22 protein-coding genes are annotated in these 15,854 nt (G+C 57.6%); 16 read left to right on the top strand and 6 right to left on the bottom strand.

The annotated features are described in order from the left end of the window. Nucleotides 1–84: 84 nt before the first annotated feature. The 16 genes from DU506_RS00170 (at nt 85) to DU506_RS00245 (ending at nt 10,846) form a co-directional block, all read left to right on the top strand. On the top strand, nt 85–741 hold the full coding sequence (locus DU506_RS00170) for a hypothetical protein (RefSeq protein WP_114484932.1): 657 nt from the start codon (nt 85–87) through the stop codon (nt 739–741). 213 nt (nt 742–954) lie between these two features. After that, nucleotides 955–1,314: a hypothetical protein gene (locus DU506_RS00175; RefSeq protein ID WP_114484933.1), complete on the top strand. Its 360-nt coding sequence runs from the start codon at nt 955–957 to the stop codon at nt 1,312–1,314. A gap of 194 nt (nt 1,315–1,508) precedes the next feature. After that, on the top strand, nt 1,509–2,141 hold the full coding sequence (locus DU506_RS00180; protein WP_114484934.1) for a hypothetical protein: 633 nt from the start codon (nt 1,509–1,511) through the stop codon (nt 2,139–2,141). A gap of 62 nt (nt 2,142–2,203) precedes the next feature. Continuing rightward, entirely contained in the window at nt 2,204–2,947 is a 744-nt protein-coding gene (locus DU506_RS00185; protein ID WP_114484935.1) for an LPP20 family lipoprotein, read from the top strand. A 37-nt stretch (nt 2,948–2,984) separates the two neighbouring features. After that, the gene (locus DU506_RS00190) at nt 2,985–4,583 is read left to right on the top strand and encodes a hypothetical protein (RefSeq protein WP_114484936.1); all 1,599 of its coding nucleotides are present in this window, start codon (nt 2,985–2,987) and stop codon (nt 4,581–4,583) included. 129 nt (nt 4,584–4,712) lie between these two features. Further along, nucleotides 4,713–5,177 (top strand): hypothetical protein, encoded by a 465-nt coding sequence (locus tag DU506_RS00195; RefSeq protein ID WP_114484937.1) that lies wholly within the window; start codon nt 4,713–4,715, stop codon nt 5,175–5,177. 94 nt (nt 5,178–5,271) lie between these two features. Further along, on the top strand, nt 5,272–5,958 hold the full coding sequence (locus tag DU506_RS00200; RefSeq protein WP_114484938.1) for a hypothetical protein: 687 nt from the start codon (nt 5,272–5,274) through the stop codon (nt 5,956–5,958). Between the two features lie 89 nt (nt 5,959–6,047). Beyond that, nucleotides 6,048–6,428 carry a hypothetical protein gene (locus DU506_RS00205; RefSeq protein WP_114484939.1) on the top strand — a complete coding sequence of 127 codons (381 nt, stop codon included), beginning with the start codon at nt 6,048–6,050 and terminating at the stop codon, nt 6,426–6,428. A gap of 18 nt (nt 6,429–6,446) precedes the next feature. Continuing rightward, nucleotides 6,447–6,851 carry a helix-turn-helix domain-containing protein gene (locus tag DU506_RS00210; RefSeq protein WP_114484940.1) on the top strand — a complete coding sequence of 135 codons (405 nt, stop codon included), beginning with the start codon at nt 6,447–6,449 and terminating at the stop codon, nt 6,849–6,851. A gap of 81 nt (nt 6,852–6,932) precedes the next feature. Then, the gene (locus DU506_RS00215) at nt 6,933–7,145 is read left to right on the top strand and encodes a hypothetical protein (RefSeq protein ID WP_114484941.1); all 213 of its coding nucleotides are present in this window, start codon (nt 6,933–6,935) and stop codon (nt 7,143–7,145) included. A 100-nt stretch (nt 7,146–7,245) separates the two neighbouring features. After that, complete coding sequence (locus DU506_RS00220; protein WP_147273694.1) at nt 7,246–7,563, top strand: hypothetical protein; 318 nt, start codon at nt 7,246–7,248, stop codon at nt 7,561–7,563. Then, nucleotides 7,553–7,915 carry a hypothetical protein gene (locus DU506_RS00225; RefSeq protein ID WP_114484943.1) on the top strand — a complete coding sequence of 121 codons (363 nt, stop codon included), beginning with the start codon at nt 7,553–7,555 and terminating at the stop codon, nt 7,913–7,915. The genes DU506_RS00220 and DU506_RS00225 overlap by 11 nt, the downstream gene beginning before the upstream one ends. A 34-nt stretch (nt 7,916–7,949) precedes the next feature. After that, complete coding sequence (locus DU506_RS00230; RefSeq protein WP_220254258.1) at nt 7,950–8,957, top strand: helix-hairpin-helix domain-containing protein; 1,008 nt, start codon at nt 7,950–7,952, stop codon at nt 8,955–8,957. Next, nucleotides 8,954–9,481 (top strand): hypothetical protein, encoded by a 528-nt coding sequence (locus tag DU506_RS00235; RefSeq protein ID WP_114484945.1) that lies wholly within the window; start codon nt 8,954–8,956, stop codon nt 9,479–9,481. The genes DU506_RS00230 and DU506_RS00235 overlap by 4 nt, the downstream gene beginning before the upstream one ends. Before the next feature lie 63 nt (nt 9,482–9,544). Continuing rightward, nucleotides 9,545–9,691, top strand: a complete 147-nt coding sequence (gene arfA / locus DU506_RS00240; RefSeq protein ID WP_114484946.1) for an alternative ribosome rescue factor ArfA — start codon at nt 9,545–9,547, stop codon at nt 9,689–9,691. A 117-nt stretch (nt 9,692–9,808) separates the two neighbouring features. Then, on the top strand, nt 9,809–10,846 hold the full coding sequence (locus DU506_RS00245; protein ID WP_114484947.1) for a GIY-YIG nuclease family protein: 1,038 nt from the start codon (nt 9,809–9,811) through the stop codon (nt 10,844–10,846). 90 nt (nt 10,847–10,936) lie between these two features. On the opposite strand, the gene DU506_RS00250 is transcribed toward DU506_RS00245, so the two are convergent. The 6 genes from DU506_RS00250 to DU506_RS00275 form a co-directional block, all read right to left on the bottom strand. Continuing rightward, entirely contained in the window at nt 10,937–11,917 is a 981-nt protein-coding gene (locus DU506_RS00250; RefSeq protein ID WP_114484948.1) for an exopolyphosphatase, read from the bottom strand. A gap of 100 nt (nt 11,918–12,017) precedes the next feature. Beyond that, nucleotides 12,018–12,287, bottom strand: coding sequence for a hypothetical protein (locus DU506_RS00255; protein WP_114484949.1), 270 nt, complete (start codon nt 12,285–12,287; stop codon nt 12,018–12,020). 61 nt (nt 12,288–12,348) lie between these two features. Continuing rightward, entirely contained in the window at nt 12,349–13,158 is an 810-nt protein-coding gene (locus tag DU506_RS00260) for a phospholipase D family protein (RefSeq protein ID WP_114484950.1), read from the bottom strand. After that, nucleotides 13,143–13,376 (bottom strand): hypothetical protein, encoded by a 234-nt coding sequence (locus tag DU506_RS00265; RefSeq protein WP_114484951.1) that lies wholly within the window; start codon nt 13,374–13,376, stop codon nt 13,143–13,145. Before DU506_RS00265 ends, DU506_RS00260 begins: the two co-directional genes overlap by 16 nt. 39 nt (nt 13,377–13,415) lie before the next feature. After that, nucleotides 13,416–13,643, bottom strand: coding sequence for a TraR/DksA C4-type zinc finger protein (locus DU506_RS00270; RefSeq protein WP_220254259.1), 228 nt, complete (start codon nt 13,641–13,643; stop codon nt 13,416–13,418). 191 nt (nt 13,644–13,834) lie between these two features. Continuing rightward, on the bottom strand, nt 13,835–15,730 hold the full coding sequence (locus tag DU506_RS00275; RefSeq protein ID WP_114484953.1) for a hypothetical protein: 1,896 nt from the start codon (nt 15,728–15,730) through the stop codon (nt 13,835–13,837). Between the last annotated feature and the right edge of the window lie 124 nt (nt 15,731–15,854).

A 15,854-nucleotide genomic window follows, 5' to 3' on the forward strand; every position in this document is an offset into this window, starting at 1 on the left:
GATATGTACTCATATATGAATTATGATGGTTTTACCGGGTAGCAACCGCCGCCCATGACAGGCAACCGCCAAAGGAGAGTCGCAATGTCTCGTTACGATTGGGAAGCTGGCACGATCAAGATTCCGACCCGCGCATGGGTACCGCTCAAAAAGGTGTTGCGTGAGACACATAACGCTCAGCGCGAGCGCGTTCATAAACTGGCCGAGCAGGTTCAGCCGCGCCTGGCCGCTGAGTTCAAGGGCAAGCGTGACACCCATGAAAGCGCTGTGCGTTTCTTCACCTTCGACCTGGCCGAGAAGCTGTGCCGAGAAGAGTCCGTAGCCGATCTTGCGGCGGAACTGGTACTTGAGTCGCTGAAGGAGGGCAGTGCATGGCAGACCCGCAAGATCACCCAGGCCATGCTCGATACCTGCGTTGGCCCCAAGGCCACCAACAAGACGCTCCACTACAGCGGCGGCGAGTGGGATATCTCATTGGACGATACGGCTCGCACTGTGCATTGGGATGTGCATGAGAACAACCGAGCAGTGGAGGCGGCACGGGAATCACTGATGGGTCATACCCTATTCAAGGAGCTTAACCGTATCGACTACGGCAAGCAGAAGGCGATGGGTGGGGTGATTGTCGGCAACGACGAATACAATCAGGATGATTGCGGGTTGGGTGGCGGGGGTAACTACGAGACCGCCAGTTTCGGCAAGGCCGGAGAACGAGAAGGGCGCTGGCACTACCTGACCTGATCGCATTGTGCCGGGGCCTGGACCCCGGCACCGCTTTCAAAAACGGCGAAATCATCGCTGATGGGGCAGGCGCGGCTTTGGTGCCTGTGACCGACTTCACGACCGGCCATGCGTCCTAACATATTGGTTGCGCCATACCCATATACAAAGCTATAATACTTACTTGGGCTAGCAACCGCCGCCCACTACCGGCAACCGCCAATGGAGATACCCATGTTGAATGATATGACTGACCGCGAGTTCGATACCATTTTGGCTGCGCTGCGTTTGTTTCAGGCAACGCCAACCGAAAATATGCCGGATGCCATTCTTGCCATTGCTCAGGATAGTGGCGCCAGCATGCTCGATGATGACGAGATTGACGCCCTTTGTGAGCGTCTGAATACCGAAGACACCAGTTCTCTGCCACCCGAAGTCCGCGCCACGGCAGCCTTGGGTCTGATTCACGCCATCCTCGACGGCAGCCCCGACGAGGAACCCGTTGAGTGGGACAGCGAGACCCTCTCCGAGGTGGCCAATGTCGTGACCGACCACGGCTATGTCATTCGTCAGCCGGGCGACGAGGAGGAGTAAGGATTGACGCATGCCGTCACGACTGGCGGCATGCTACCCCCATTTCCCCCCTGCCTATCTCTGGTGGGGGCAAGCACCGGGCGACGGCCTCCAAGCGCCAGCCATTCACCCGAAATCTGCAAATTCGGATATACTGAGTAGTACATTATTCTTATAGTAATACTCATAAAACAAGTTTAGCAGGAGGCGGCGTTGTGACTACCTGGATAGTGGCGAAAAGTCGGCAAGGGAAGCATGTACCTCAGTGGCAGGCCAGTCGGCGCGGCGATGATTACCCTCTTTGCGAATGGGAGGTGTACGAAGTGGCCTCGGGCTGCGCCAAGACCGCGATCACGAAAGCCCAGCAGTTGCGTATTCAGCAACGCTGCTTGACCGATGAGCAAACCGCTTTGGTCATGGGCTTGCTGGCCGACGCTCGCCGTCGACCGGACTACCAGTGCGCCTACCCCATACCCGCAGGCTCTGCCAAAGGGATGCCCAGCAAGAAACACACCGCGTTACGTCGACTGGCGATGCTTGGGTTGGTGGCGTTGGATGAGGCGAGCGGCAGGGCATCGCTTTCGATCTCCGCCTGGAACTTGGTTGTCTCGCCACCGGCGGTCGTGTTGAGCGCACGACCACGCCATGAGGGCGTGACGATGCGCCCCATGACCCTTGCCGAGAAGGCTGATCGCGCCAAGGCTCTGGCTCCGCCTAGCAAGTCCAAGAATCCCCCAAAAGAAAAGCCGCTTTTTCAGGTGGTTCGCAATTCGCTTGAGGTGCGTCATGAAATTGCCGCACAGGCACTCGCCGCCAAGCAAAACCAGTTCGCCGCTCGGCACTGGTGATTTACCCTCGGGACTGCCGACAGGTCGGCGCTCTCTCGACATACCCGTACAAGGACTTTCCCATGCTATCCAATGCCTTTCGTCGCACGCTCCCACACGCCCTGCTGATTGTCTCTCTAGGCGGCCTGCTCGCCGGGTGCAGCACCCCCTCGGCCACGGAGAAGGCGCTGGCGCGTGAAGCCGCCCTCCATGAGCGAGATATGAAACGAGACGCCCAGGCATCCAAGGCTCGCCTGGCTGCCGCTACTCAGCAGATCGAGCGGCTTCCGGACTGGATGATCGTTAAACCGGCCCCGGACAGCACCGGCATGTACGGGGTGGGCATCGGTGAGAGTGAAACCCTGATGCTGGCGCTGCGTAAGGCCAATCTGGAAGCCCGTTTCGACGTGGCCAAGGAGATCAATCAGGTGCTTTCCGCCGAAGAGACCAGCATCGGCGGCGGGGATGAGCAGTACAAGAGCATCGTGAATACCTTTGTCGACTCGGTGAACCTCTCGGGAGTGGCGGACGTTGATCGCAGCGTACAGGCCAGTCCCGCGGGTTACCGGGTCTATACCCTGGTCAAGCTGCCGTTTCCGGAGTTCAACAAGGCCATGCAGGCGTTTAATGATGACGGCTTTGCCCGCGCCGCCCAAAACGAGATGGCCAGTGCCTACGAGCAGTTGATGACGCGAGTGAACGACAGCCCGGCCTACGAGCCTACCGAGGTCGAAGTGGACCGTAATGCCGTCAGTCTGATCGGTGACCCCGAAGCCACGCCGGACGCGGCGCTGGTCAAAGCCTTGCAGCAGGCCCAGGCGCGCTAATCGCCCTGCACCGCTCTCTATCATCACGGAGGATGCCATGTTTCGATACCTTTCCCGCCCGCCGGTTGTCGCCTCACTGGTGCTGGCGCTGGGCAGCCTGACAGGCTGTGCTGGCAGTCCTGATGCGGCTCTCAGTCAGCCCGGATTGACCGCGGCGACACCCCTCAAGGCGCTCACAGACAAGGAGCAGTTTGCCGGGCAGGCGGTATCACAGTTGGCCGATGCCAGTGGCAAGGTGGATGAAACAGGCGGCTGGGAGCGCCAGACCGGGACGCTTTATCGCAGCGAGATTGATCGTTTCGAGGGCGGTTTCGCCCAGGCGCCGGGACTTGGCTTTTCAGGGGTCATCTCCCGGCAATATACCTTGGGGGACCGTGACACCCTGGCGGATGCCCGCCGCCATCTGCAGGAGGAGATCCTGCAGGAAGGGATACGCCAGGCGGGGGCCTACGTCAGCCGCCAGGAGGTCCTCGATCATACCGGCATGCTTGAAGAGACGCTGACGGTACTGACCGCTGCCAACCTTGAGCGGGAAACTTTGAATGAGGAGGTCACTACCTCGGTGGGCGGGCGCCCCGTTCTCACGCTCCGGGTACGCGTATCCACCGATGGCGAGGCCCTGGCAGCGCGGGTGGCGTCCCTCCATCAGGACCGCCGCGCCCAGGAGGCCTTGGTGCGAGTGGGTATGGAGAATGACCGCTTGCGCCGCCAGCTGCAGCACCGCACCTTGGCCGATCTGAAGCAAACACCTAACGGCAAACTCAATGCCGACTTGCCGGTGGTGGAATCCCCGGTTTTGCCCAAGGTTTCTTCAGGGCAGGGCCAGGCCGAGCTGCCGGTTGCCGGACGCCCGCCTGGGGGCTTTAGCAAGACGCTGGTTCCTTCCCAGGCATTCATCCCCGAACATTCCGGGATGCGTTTGCTGCCCGAAAGCCAGCAGCCGCTTTATCAACTTGGGGTAGTGGAGGACTTCAACGAGTGGTGGCGGCGCCAGCGAGTCAACAGTGAGATGGCGGATAAGTTGCTCAGCAGCTTTAAGCGCCAGCTGGACTTTGAAATTGACAAGGCAACGAATCCCGGCGAGCGGCATGCGTCCTACCGGGTTCGCGTTCAAGGGCTGGATATCAATCGGCTGCAAGGGCTGGTCAGCCAGGCATGGGGCTTTCCCTTTGCCGGCAAGCGTTGGGTCGCCCAGGACGACATCGAGCGCATGACCCCGGCGGAGGAGGTCAATTTCTGGACGGCGTGGTGGGCCTATGCCTCGACCCCGCTGGGGCTGGATGTGACGCTTGATTCGCGGCGCAAGGGGGGTGTGAGTGGCTTTAACGAGACGGTCGGCCACTACCTGGTGGCACCGGTGCGGCTGGCGCAGGGGGCAGACGGCAATCCAGTGATCGCGGCGATCATAGAAATGGATGACCTGGCACCTGACAATATTCGCAAAAGTGGGCGATTGCCCGAGGGTGTGGCGCTGGCGGTGATCGACTTTGCCGTGAACGAGCGCGTGACCATGAGTTCGCAAGGCGACCTGCATATCACCTTTCGCAGCCGCGACGCGAGGGTGGTGCCGGCCCGTATCGTGCCGCGCCTGACGACGCGTAACCCCCGTGGCTCGCGCAACGTGCGCCTGCTGTGACCGGTCAGCGGATCGGGTAGAAATATCTTTATATATGGGTTGCATCAGTTCTGTATATGGGCTAAAGTGTCGTTATGGAAGCGGCAACCGCTGCTTCATTCAAGGCAATCGCCTAGCAAGGAGAGTCACATGGCAAATTTCTACGGTGTTGAGCGCAGCAATTACGTTCGTTTCCAGCCCGAAGCGATGGAAGTCGTCGCGGCGTATTGCGATCTGTTCGAGATTGCGCTGGCGGAGAGCGATGGTCGTCACTGCTTGCTCCCTTCCGAGCAAAGCGAGGACGGCTGTTTTGGGTCCCAGGGTTTTGTGGCGCGGGATTCGCTTCTTTGTGGCGCTCTTGAAGGTCTCGATTTCCAGGAGGGCGATGAAGCAGAGGTGGACATTGATCTCAGTGAGGTGGCGAAACACATGCAGCCTGGGGAAGTGCTGGTTGTCGAGAAGGCGGGGGCTGAAAAACTGCGTTACGTGACGGGCTTTGCCGAGGCTTACAACCATCTGGGAGAGTGCGTGACCCTGAATATCAGTGAGATCTACCAAAGAGCCGCTGATGCCTTCGGTGTTGATAGAAACACGATCACACACGCCAGCTATTGAACCATCCCAGCAATGGGCGGGCCATCACAGGCCCGCCTTGTACGAAGGCGGCAACCGCCGCTGATTGAGACTGCAACCGCCACAGGAGAACGACATGATTCCCGCCATGAATATCACCCACGCAAACGCCAATCCCGCTGCAGAAAAGGGCCTTCTCTACAAAGGGAACGTCAAGGACTGGTACGTTGATGCCCAGCTGCTTGAGGCTTCCAACGCTCAGGAGCGCGAGCAGATCGAGGCGGGTGATGACGCCCTGCCTTACGACATCCAGGTTCACAAACTCGGCGAGCAGCTTTTCATTACCATGACGCGCTTCGGCCTTGAAGTGGCGTGTCTCTCGGTGGAGGTAGATAAGGGCGTTCCGACAGTCCACCTGGGCGACCGATACGATATGGGCGCTCACCTTCACTTCGCTCATGGGGGCATCGTGATTACCCCGGATTCGAAGGATGAAGCCCTGGAGCCGGCTCCCAAAGATCGCTATAGCTACGAAGATGCTAATGCGCGACTTCTTCCCATGCACGGTAACGCCTCCCTGGAGGTGCAACGTCGCCAAGTGTTCGATGAGCTTTTCGAGAACTATGACTTTGGCTGGGAGATCGAGGCCTCGGGTGCCGCGTTCCACACTGAAAACGAATGGTGCATGCGCGTCGTCGCAGTGACCGATGCCGATAAAGCCACCCTGACGTTCAAGGTGAGGTTCGTCGAAGGCACCACCATTCCGTGCATGGTCGATGCTCTGGATATGGCGGACGGTACCCAGGTGGGTAACCCCGGCTGACAAGGGAACGGCACCCCGGCCTTGCTGGGGTGCCACTCACCGCGGTTTGACGATTTCAAGGCACACACAAACAACAAAGGGACATCCCAATGCGGGCAATCATCCTGAATTCACGCAACTGGCGCATTTGGTCGGTTCAGCTGCAGGGTCGCAACGACAAGGAGCGTGAGGCGGAAATCCGCCGCTACTTGGCCCCGGTCGCCGTCGAGGCACTGCCGGTCGACTGGTACGGTCACCGTGTCTTTATCGATAGTCAGGCGTGGCTGAACGAGGCGACATCATTGACTCAGCCGTTCACCGAGCTTGAGGGGCTTGAGGACCAGCCGCTGCTGGGTCTGGTCATGCTGACCGGACGGCATTCAATTTCCGGGGCTATGGCACCCGCCACACTGACGTTCGAAGCCCTACGGCGCAGCGTTTCATTTCAACGCAATCCAGACAGATTGCGTCAACAGATCAAGGTCGGCTAACTGCCAGGAGGATTACACATGACCATAAAATCACGTTCCCCGCTGGGTAAGCGCATCGTTTTGATTATGACGGCTCGGGGTATGTCGCCAAAGGATCTTTCCAGAGTATCGGGAATTCCGCCATCCACGCTAAGCCGGGTGATGGCCTGCAGAAGTGCCAATCCCCGCCTGGACACCCTGGAGCGAATCGCTTCTGCGCTAGGGGTGCCAATTGCGGAGCTGTTTGCCTGCGAAGCCGCCGATGCGGAAAACGATAAGGCGGAAGATAAGCTGAAAGGGGAGGTCGATATTCTGATGGAAGAAATTCACCTTGGCCTTAGCTCAGGGCAGCTGGTAAAAGAGGATATCGCGCTGTTACGTCACGTGACCCGTCACAATGCCACCTCACGTTGCGCTCCAGAGCAGTGCCAGGCGGCGGGATAGAAATACACCCCGAGAGAGGCTGCTGCAGCTGGCGCTGGGGATGCCGATCAAGCGAGACATTGACGAAGGATTCGAAACGTTATGACCCTGGCAGAGCGATATATCCAAAAAGCCCGTGATCTGATGCCTCACCAGGACGCTCTATACGAGATTGATCCAGGTATCGATTGCCCGCAGGCGATTGATGAAATCATCTTTAGTCGGAGCGAATACCTGGGCGGCATGGCTGCGGTGATTCTTGAGATCGTAAAACGGGAGTCCAACCCTGAAATGTCTGACGCCGAGAGGGCATGATCGAAAAGAGTCGATGCCCTTGGCGAGCAGGGGCCTTTTGACAGTTGATCTGTTTGGGCCGGCTGCCGAAAGCAACTAACAATGGGAATTGGTGAGCAGAGTGAAAATAGAGACAACACTTTTAAGCGATGACATGCTGGATATGGCGGTGACCCGTGCTGCCGGGGGTATATCCCTATGCTCACGTGCGGAGGATGGCTCGCCCCGATATGAGGCCTATAGCGCCGAGCAACCAGGTGTCGACCCGACCACGCGCTATCGCGCTCGGCTTGGCTGGATTGGCTCAATCCCGCCTGAGTGTCAGGAGTTGGGCGACACAGATCTGTGGCGTCCTTCGCGGGACTTTGCCCAGGGGGAATCGCTAATGGTGGGGCGGAGGCTCCATCTTGAAGGTAAGGAAACCGATAATGAGCCATAACCCAGCTCCATTCCAGCTTGTGCGTGTTCAGATGACATATCGTGAGGATGAGAAGGATTCCTTTCAGATCATGGTTCCTGTTGATCAAGATGGAAGGATCTGCGTAGATGAGTTCTATGGTCACTTCATAGATGAAGGCGAGATGTACCCAGTGCTCATTGCTGAGGATGGCGAAGGTGATACGGTGCTTCGCTACCTTGTCGATTGGGGCTGGGGAGAGAAATCCTGCACCCATATTGAGATACTTTCGCGCCCCTTGGCGATCAATCAGGAGGTGTGGCGGGAAGACGTATCCAGCAATGGCAGGGATCGCTATTGCTACGAGATACGGTCCATTACCCCGCTGCTTTAACGTAGGAAATAATATGCGACTTGCGCTCTGGCTCATGCCAAACAAACCGAGTGTGGCCCGTGTCTATATCAACGACATCGCCTGCCTGGCCAGCGGTGCCAAGGCCTATGTGGCGCCCAAGGGGAAGGGAGTGGTGCTTACGGTGTCCGACCCCAGCATCGCCGGTGAAGTGCAGGCCGCCCTGGTCGAGGCGGGCATCATGAAGGCGACCGACACCCTGGCAAAAGTACCGTTTGCGCGTTTCGAGTCCAGGGTCCAGGTGCCAGGCAAGCCAGGGGGCAATACCGCCAAGCCACGAGCAGCGGCCCGTTCCATGCCCGGCACCCGTGACGGGGAAGCCTCCGCTCTTGATCTGTCGAGCATTCCGGTACCCGATCCCGTGGTGCTGAGGATCGACCATCGCGAACCCGAGGCGCTCTTTGCTGCCTTCAAGGGCCTGACAAATGTCACGGTCGAGCGGGTTGAGCTTCCGTTGGGTGACATCGAGATCAACGGCAAATACATCATCGAGCGCAAATGCTGCACAGAGACCACGGGACGTACCGATTTCGAAGCCTCGGTGGTGGATGAGAGCAAGCGACTGTTCTTTCAGAGCGAGAAGCTGCGCCTGGAAGAGGGGATCGTGCCGATCATCCTGCTCGAAGGGAATGCCCACGAGAACTCCTGCGGCATGCTGGTGCAGGCCGTTGACGGGATGCTCTCTTACCTGCTGACAATTCAGAAGATGAACGTCCTTACCACCTACAATTTGAGCCACACGGTTTACTTTTTGCTCAAGCTTGCCGCTCACGACCGCTCGGGACTGGGTTACGAGCCACCACTGCGGGGCAAGAAGCCTCGCCAGCAGCAGGATCAGCTAATCTTTGTCCTGGAGGGCCTTCCTGGGGTGAGCGCGGGAACGGCGCGCAAGCTTGCGGTACGCTTTGGCTCTCTGGCCGGGCTGGTCGCGGCAAGTGAAGAAGAGCTTTTGCTGATTCCGGGCATGGGACCCAAGCGGGTGGCTCAGGTCAGGGCGGTACTGTTCGGTGAGGGTTCTTCATGAAGATCATGCCGGAAACGTGGGAGTCGAAGCCTGAGCGGATCGATCCCGCATCGCCTTTGGGCAAGGTCGATGCCATGCTCCAGGCGTTAGTGGCGCGAGAGAGTGCATGTCTGGAGGCTATGGAGATGCACGAGCATTCTGGGGGGCGTTCAGTTGAAGCAAAAGGCGTTCGCCTTTTCGGAGCCGTCACGCTCAATTTTTCGTATTCCGACGAAGATGGCATGGCCAGTTTGAAGCTTCACGTGATTAAGGTAGATGAAGACAAGCGCAGGCAGGGGTACGGCAACCTTGGCTTGAAAGCCTTTCTCGCCGCCGCGGACGCACTCGATTTGCCAGTATGCCTTTTTGCTGAACGATGGGGACTGGTTGGTCCCGGCAGGAACATCCTTTCTAAGTGGTATCGGGGCCACGGCTTTGTAGACGTGCCGGATTGGCTTCGCCGGCCTTCTCCCGGCGAGCTAAAGGCAGTGGCGCCAGAGCACGACCGACCGAGGGCTTCGTTTGGGCCAAGTCCTTTGCTGTAGGCAACAAACGCCGCCCCAGGCGGTCAAACCACGCGAACTTCACAAGACACAAGGAGAACCCTCATGGCGAACAAGCGAAAGACAGGCCGTATCGACAACGCCCTACAGGCGCAGCTGAGAACCCCGCTGTTTCGTCAGCGCGTGGTAAAGCCGAAGCGGGGCAAAGGCAGCTACTCTCGCAAAGGGAGGGGGCAATCCCAAGCGGCCTGATGGCGCCTTGGGATTGCCTCTTTTTTGGCTCACCTCGCAAATAAAATGCATTTGTCGCTGGGCGTCAGCCCGCCTCCCTGAACTTGACCAGGATAGGCCTTCACATGGACGCAATTGATGTCATTAGCACCTGATACGCCAGAGGGTCACGTTTACTACATTCGCTTAACCACGCATAAAGGCATTTTCTACAAAATAGGATTCACCAAGTCCAATGATGTTATTAAGCGATTTTCCTACCGGGGGTCGCAGAACTATAAACTCATCGACAAGGTGCTTCTATTCAAATACTCCCCGTTTGCCTATGAGATTGAGCAGATGTGCCACAGTCACCTTAGACCCCATAAATCCTACAAGGGCGACGGACTCAGGTACCTGTTTGCTGATATGAGCAAGCATCCATTCTTCAGAGATGGACAATCAGAACTCTACACGCAGGATGTATTAGGGTTAGATCCAGAATATAAGCCTATCAAAAGCTTCTTGGGCTTTGGTAAAGCGAAGCCGCACGACCTTGTATTTGGCCATGGGCTTGATTTCGGCTTCTACCATGAGAGCTTCGTCCAAGAATCAAAAGATTATGTGTACAAGACTCTGATAAATTTCTTTTCTGGACCCCTCAAATATGACCGCCCCGACTTCATTTCTGACAATGGCGATTGGGTAGTCAAACTCAATAAATGGTCCTGGCTGAACGCTGCCGCCTCATTGAGCGATAGAACCATTCATTGCGCTCCCCCAATGCCAACGACGCGTGAGGGGTGGCTGAATCTAAGAACCTTTAATCCTGTATGGGCTTGGATAAACAACCCCCCAAGCGAACTTGGATATCTGGAAAATCTTGAGACGATCGATTTGCATTCCGGAGAGATAAACGCGCTCCCGGACAGTATTTATTACCTTACAAACCTAAAGGTTATTAAGTTTATCGGTTCCATTGAGTCGATATCACCGAAGATCGAAAATCTAACCGGTCTCGAAGTGCTGAGCATGGAGAACTATGATAATTCTCTGATTACTTTCCCAGCCGAAGTATTCACACTTCCCAACTTAACAATTTATACAAACGAAGCCACAGCAGCAGTCCTGAGGGAAATGGCTCCCGACGATACCAGTGTGGTCATAAGTACAGATTATCCTATGGTAGGCGGCTAGCAAGCTCCAGAGTGTTAGATGAAGACCAGACAAAGCCCCCGCTCGCAGACCGAGACGGGGGCTTTTTTCGTCATGCGACAGAGATTGTCGTTACGCTGTGGTTGCGCCAGCGGGTACTGATGATGCTGCCTGTTCGGCGGTGATGTCGCCGATGATTTCCCGCAAGGTCTCTTGAGCAGTGGCGTTGGCCACCTGGCAAGTACCGGCATTGAGGTGACCGCCGCCGCCGTGAGCCAGGCAAAGCGCGCCGACATTGGTCGCGCATGAGCGATCCAGGATCGACTTGCCGATGGCAAAGACGGTGTTCTGTTGCTTCAGGCCCCAGAGCACATGGATGGAAATGTTGCACTGAGGAAAAAGGGCGTAGATCACAAAGCGGTTGGTGGCGTAGATAATATCTTCGTCGCGCAGATCCAAGACCACCAGGTTGCCATGCACCGTGGCACAGCGCTCGATCTGTGCCTTGGCCTGGGCGTCATGGTGACGGAACAGCTCGACCCGCTCGCGCACGTCGGGCAGCGCCAGGATATCCTCGATGCCGTTGGTCCGGCAGTAGTCGATCAGTTTCATCATCAGCTGGTAGTTGGAAATGCGAAACTCGCGGAAGCGTCCCAGACCGGTGCGCGCATCCATGATGAAGTTGAGCAGTACCCAGTCCTGGGGATCGAGGATTTCGTCCTTGCTGAACTGGGCGGAATCGCCCTTGTCCACGGCCTCCATCATGTCATCCCAGCGTGCCGGGAAAGCCTCGTGGCCCCCGTAATACTCCCAGACCACACGGGCGGCAGAGGGTGCATCGGAATTAATCATGTGGTTGTCGAGGTCGCCTTCGTTGCGCAGGGTTTCGCTCAGGTGGTGATCGAAGGCCAGATGGCAGCCAGCGACATAGGGCAGGTTGGTGGTGATGTCGCGCCCGGTGATCTCGATCTTGCCGTCCTGCATGTCCTTGGGGTGAACGAACAGAATGTCATCTATGAGATCGAGGTGCTTGAGCAGGGCGCCGCACACAAGACCGTCGAAATCGCTACGGGTGACAAGGCGATATTGAAGAGGCTTCGGATGGGCCGGCATGAAGATCCTTTTAGTAATAGAAGTGGTGGGGATTGCCTTGGTCAAGTCCGGGCGAGCGTGTGAAGCCGACGCCTCTTGGCTGCCAGTCCCTGCTGGGTTGCTAGTCGCTACGCTCGATGCGGGAGGAAGTCGCGGGGCTGGCTGGTAGCCGCTTGTGCATCGATGTCGCTATGCCCAAGGCAGCGGTGATGACGCCGAGGCAAAACAGTGCCAGTGGCGCCCAGGATAACTCCTCTAACTGGCGCAAGGTGCTGGGCGGCAGCGAGCGGTGGGCGAGCCAGGACAAGGCAATGCCGATGCCTACAAGCGCGGCGTAGGCCAGTCGGTCCAGAAGATGAATGCTGCCATGTGAATCGTTGGATTTTGGCATAAGTCGCCTTCTCCTGCCTTGGTTCTAATGGCTGCTTGGGTTTGCTTCTTTCGGGCGGAGGTCATGCGAGGCTGATATCCGCAGGCCAGATAATATAGTTTCCATAACGACCCTTTTTGGGCTCGCCTCCAATGGCAAGTCCAGCATCCGTTATTTCTTGTTTCCCATTTTGAATTGAAATCCAGCCCTTATTAACTAAAGCCTTCTCGAGATTAGATTTGGATATATTCATCTGCTTGGCAAGACGCCCTACGGTGAGCTTCTCGTATCTCACATCACTAGAAGATTGTTCGTTATTATCACTCACGGAATTGTTTTCGGGGGGCTTGGCTGTAGCATCTTGGCCATTTGGAGCAGCGTCAGGCGTAGAGTCGTTGGTTTTGGCTGGTACAGCCTTGGCAGATACTTTTTTATCAGAATGGAAGTCTGGGGATGATATAGGCGCGTCTTCGTCACTGATGCGAAGAATGCGCTGGGCTTCCTCATAAGCATCGCGATAGAGTTCTGGGTCAGCGTCCTTTTCCATAACGACACCCATTTCATTATTGTTGACCTGCGAGAATTCATAGAGATTTAGGCTGGTGATGATGCAGGCATATTCGCTCAAGTAGCACTTGGCATGGAGATTCTTGCAGAAACTGGTGCGGACATATTTCAACTCTGAAAGCCACTCTGCCTCGGCTGGACGGAGAACGCTCTTCCCATAGACAAGGCGAATATCAAGTTTGAGGCGGTTCTTGTCCTCGAGTAGCTCTTTGAGTCTATCGTTGAGCTTCAGATACGGTGAGATTAGAACAAGTCGCTCCCTTGAGTTCTTCACCATTTCTTCAAGGTAGAAGTTTGTTGCCGTAGTGTTTAGAAATTTGGCCATTTCTTGTCCTCAACAGAATGTCGGCTATCAACAATGCCGTTTGAAAGCACCAGCAGGCGTGTTGGCGCCCAGGATAACTCCTCTAGCCAGCGCAAGGTGCTGGGCGGCAGCGAGCGGTGGGCGAGCCAGGACAAGGCAATGCCGATGCCCACAAGCGCGGCGTAGGCCAGCCGGTCCAGAAGATGAATGCTGCCATGTGAATCGTTGTGTTTTGGCATAAGACGCCTTCTCCTGCCTTGGTGGGCGTAGGGATTAGCCTAGTAGGCAACTCTGCGGTGCTTGCCCCGTTGTTCACGAATGCTTTGGCATTCGGTGCAGGTCTCGGCCCAGGGGGCTATTTCCCGCCGTTGCTGGGGAATCTCAAGACCACAGTCCTCGCATTCAGGCTTGTTCGCTTGCTTGCTGAGCAGCTTGGCATTCTGTGCGATGCTCTCGGCCACGGTTCTATCGGCCAATATGTTTGCGATTTCCCCTTCATCCGCCATCCGATAATCTCCCTTGTTTGAGGTTGCAGGCTTCAGGCACATTGCCTGGCATGACCATAATAATACAACAAAACGGTACTGTAGTGTGTTTGCAAGAATTTGCGAAGTGACCAATTCGTCGTCGCACGCCCAGGGCGAGTCGGGCCGACGCCGGACGAGAATTCCTCGGGAGGGTGACGCAGGCTGGGCGGCTATTGCTGGTGAAGCCGGTTACGCCTGGCGCGGCTCATGGGCAGCTGCTGGCGCAGCTCTTCAACGGAGGTTCCCTCAAGGGCCTTGGCGTTTGCCTCTAGCCGCTCTCGGGTGCTGGTGTGACCGGAGGCAGTCGTGGCGGTTTTTTTCGCCGGGGCCATCAGACAACGCTTATCGCGGTGGGCGGGGGTCATCTCCAGCAGGGTGTGCCGGTGAATGCCGAAATGGGGGTGAGGGTTGTCCTTGAGGTCATCGAAGGTATCTTCCGAGGGATTGGCGACTCGCGGCCACTGGTGAGCGTCGAGATGCGCCAGCACAACGTCCGGCACCGCAGCGGCAAACTGGGTGCGCGAGAGGGCCGTGTAAAGGCGGTGGATTGCACGGCGCCAGCTGCCCTTGATCGCCCATTGCTGAAAGAGGTGCGGCGGGGCCAAGTCCGGGTCGATCATCACCCGGGGAAACTCATGGCCTTTGGCGCGTATTACGGTGGTCAGGGTAATGTCACGCGCCGGTGGCGCTGACCAGTGCTTGAGCATGGCTTGCTGGCGCTGGTGATCGTCGCTGATCCAGCCCTGGATAATGTCGGGCAAGGTGGGCGTCAGGTGGTTGGCCACCAGATTGCACAGCGACATCCCCAGGGCGTCGTTGCGTTGCGAGGCATATTGATGAGCGGCGTCCAGGCTGGCGCACTGGCGCACCCAGGGCGTCTGTATCGGTGGTGGCTGCTGGTGCATGGCATTTTGTTTAGGCGGCGCCCCCAGGCGTGCCAAATCCAGCAATAGCTGCACCGGGTAGCTCGATATCCCATCCACCCAGGCGATGCGTTTGTCCCAGCGGGTGGCTTCCAGGGCGGCCAGGAACAGCGAGGCGGGCTGATCGGCAATGTGGGTGTAGTGCAGGCCCTTTTCGAGCCAGGTGAAGCGTTGCTCGGCCCCGTGCAAGGAAGAGGTTCCAAGGCCTGTGATCCGGTTTTTATGCTGACTGCCGGCCTTGTGCGTAAGGGCATTGAGCACCCCGGCGACCGCGGGGCCGAAACGATAACTCTCGCCCATGAAAATGGTATCGGCGCGTTGATGCAGCGGGTGGCGCAACTGCTGGATGGCCAGATTGCCGGGGCGTAATGCCTGGAAGGGGTCGCCGAAGGTGATGATGCTCACCCGCTGGCGGGCGATGAAGTCCAGCAGGGCCTCGCTCGAATCCTGGGCTTCCTCCAGGATCACGATGTCATGCTTCCCCAGGGGCGAGAGGGTTATGCGTCGGTCGATCTTGTCGATGGTCACCGTTTCCGCCGTAGAGAGTGTCCAAAGCTTTATGATCGCGTCGAAAGTCAGCGGAAGGCTTTCCGGGTCACGGCTGGCCTGTGAGAACCAGATGTCTCTAGCCACGCTCACGGCCTGCTTGCGGTCCATCTCGTGGTTGCGCCAGTCGGGATGCTGGGGGTCGGGATCGGGAAGGTGCATGGGTTCCGGGAAGCTGCCCTTGGTCTGGTAGAAGCGCGTCAGGATACCCAGGGCGCGTTCTATCTCAACCGAGGTGACGTGAGGGAAGCGCGCCTTGATCTGCTGGCGCGGAATCCCCCCGAGAACCGCCGGCGTCTTGAGCTTGTCCTTATGCGTCAGGCGCACATGTCGGACGGCCATCTCGTAAACCGTGCGGGCGGTGACGTTGGACGGCAGGGTCCCGCGAGCGCGGTCAACCACGTTGCGCGATTGCGCCAGAAACAGAATGTCAGCCTGGCCGGCTCGACGCCCGAACTCCACGATCACCAGGCTCTTGCCGCTGCCGGCTACCGCCGGGACGTTCACCAGGTGGCCCCCTTGCACGGCGCGCTCACCGTCGCCAAGTGGGCGGGTGATGTGCTCGATGATGGCTTTTTGTTCCGTGCTTAGTTTCATGGCGACCTTTTTAAAGCGGGCTGCGGATGCGATGCCTGGCTTTCTTTCCTGTGGGTAGCTGCAGGATACCGACAAGGGATGAATCACCGAAGCTTTCGTCACTTCATCTGCGCGATATATCCCA

Source organism: Vreelandella rituensis (assembly GCF_003336665.1).
Classification (GTDB): Bacteria; Pseudomonadota; Gammaproteobacteria; order Pseudomonadales; family Halomonadaceae; genus Vreelandella; species Vreelandella rituensis.

Excerpts from the sequence above, each read along its gene's own strand:
- DU506_RS00175 (WP_114484933.1), top strand. The coding sequence starts at position 955 with ATGTTGAATGATATGACTGACCGCGAGTTCGATACCATTTTGGCTGCG.
- DU506_RS00260 (WP_114484950.1), bottom strand. The coding sequence starts at position 13,158 with ATGGCCAAATTTCTAAACACTACGGCAACAAACTTCTACCTTGAAGAA.
- DU506_RS00275 (WP_114484953.1), bottom strand. The coding sequence starts at position 15,730 with ATGAAACTAAGCACGGAACAAAAAGCCATCATCGAGCACATCACCCGC.
- DU506_RS00265 (WP_114484951.1), bottom strand. The coding sequence starts at position 13,376 with ATGCCAAAACACAACGATTCACATGGCAGCATTCATCTTCTGGACCGG.
- DU506_RS00205 (WP_114484939.1), top strand. The coding sequence starts at position 6,048 with ATGCGGGCAATCATCCTGAATTCACGCAACTGGCGCATTTGGTCGGTT.
- DU506_RS00255 (WP_114484949.1), bottom strand. The coding sequence starts at position 12,287 with ATGCCAAAATCCAACGATTCACATGGCAGCATTCATCTTCTGGACCGA.
- DU506_RS00185 (WP_114484935.1), top strand. The coding sequence starts at position 2,204 with ATGCTATCCAATGCCTTTCGTCGCACGCTCCCACACGCCCTGCTGATT.
- DU506_RS00200 (WP_114484938.1), top strand. The coding sequence starts at position 5,272 with ATGATTCCCGCCATGAATATCACCCACGCAAACGCCAATCCCGCTGCA.
- arfA (WP_114484946.1), top strand. The coding sequence starts at position 9,545 with ATGGCGAACAAGCGAAAGACAGGCCGTATCGACAACGCCCTACAGGCG.
- DU506_RS00195 (WP_114484937.1), top strand. The coding sequence starts at position 4,713 with ATGGCAAATTTCTACGGTGTTGAGCGCAGCAATTACGTTCGTTTCCAG.
- DU506_RS00230 (WP_220254258.1), top strand. The coding sequence starts at position 7,950 with ATGCCAAACAAACCGAGTGTGGCCCGTGTCTATATCAACGACATCGCC.
- DU506_RS00225 (WP_114484943.1), top strand. The coding sequence starts at position 7,553 with ATGAGCCATAACCCAGCTCCATTCCAGCTTGTGCGTGTTCAGATGACA.
- DU506_RS00235 (WP_114484945.1), top strand. The coding sequence starts at position 8,954 with ATGAAGATCATGCCGGAAACGTGGGAGTCGAAGCCTGAGCGGATCGAT.
- DU506_RS00210 (WP_114484940.1), top strand. The coding sequence starts at position 6,447 with ATGACCATAAAATCACGTTCCCCGCTGGGTAAGCGCATCGTTTTGATT.
- DU506_RS00270 (WP_220254259.1), bottom strand. The coding sequence starts at position 13,643 with ATGGCGGATGAAGGGGAAATCGCAAACATATTGGCCGATAGAACCGTG.
- DU506_RS00170 (WP_114484932.1), top strand. The coding sequence starts at position 85 with ATGTCTCGTTACGATTGGGAAGCTGGCACGATCAAGATTCCGACCCGC.
- DU506_RS00250 (WP_114484948.1), bottom strand. The coding sequence starts at position 11,917 with ATGCCGGCCCATCCGAAGCCTCTTCAATATCGCCTTGTCACCCGTAGC.
- DU506_RS00215 (WP_114484941.1), top strand. The coding sequence starts at position 6,933 with ATGACCCTGGCAGAGCGATATATCCAAAAAGCCCGTGATCTGATGCCT.
- DU506_RS00245 (WP_114484947.1), top strand. The coding sequence starts at position 9,809 with ATGTCATTAGCACCTGATACGCCAGAGGGTCACGTTTACTACATTCGC.
- DU506_RS00190 (WP_114484936.1), top strand. The coding sequence starts at position 2,985 with ATGTTTCGATACCTTTCCCGCCCGCCGGTTGTCGCCTCACTGGTGCTG.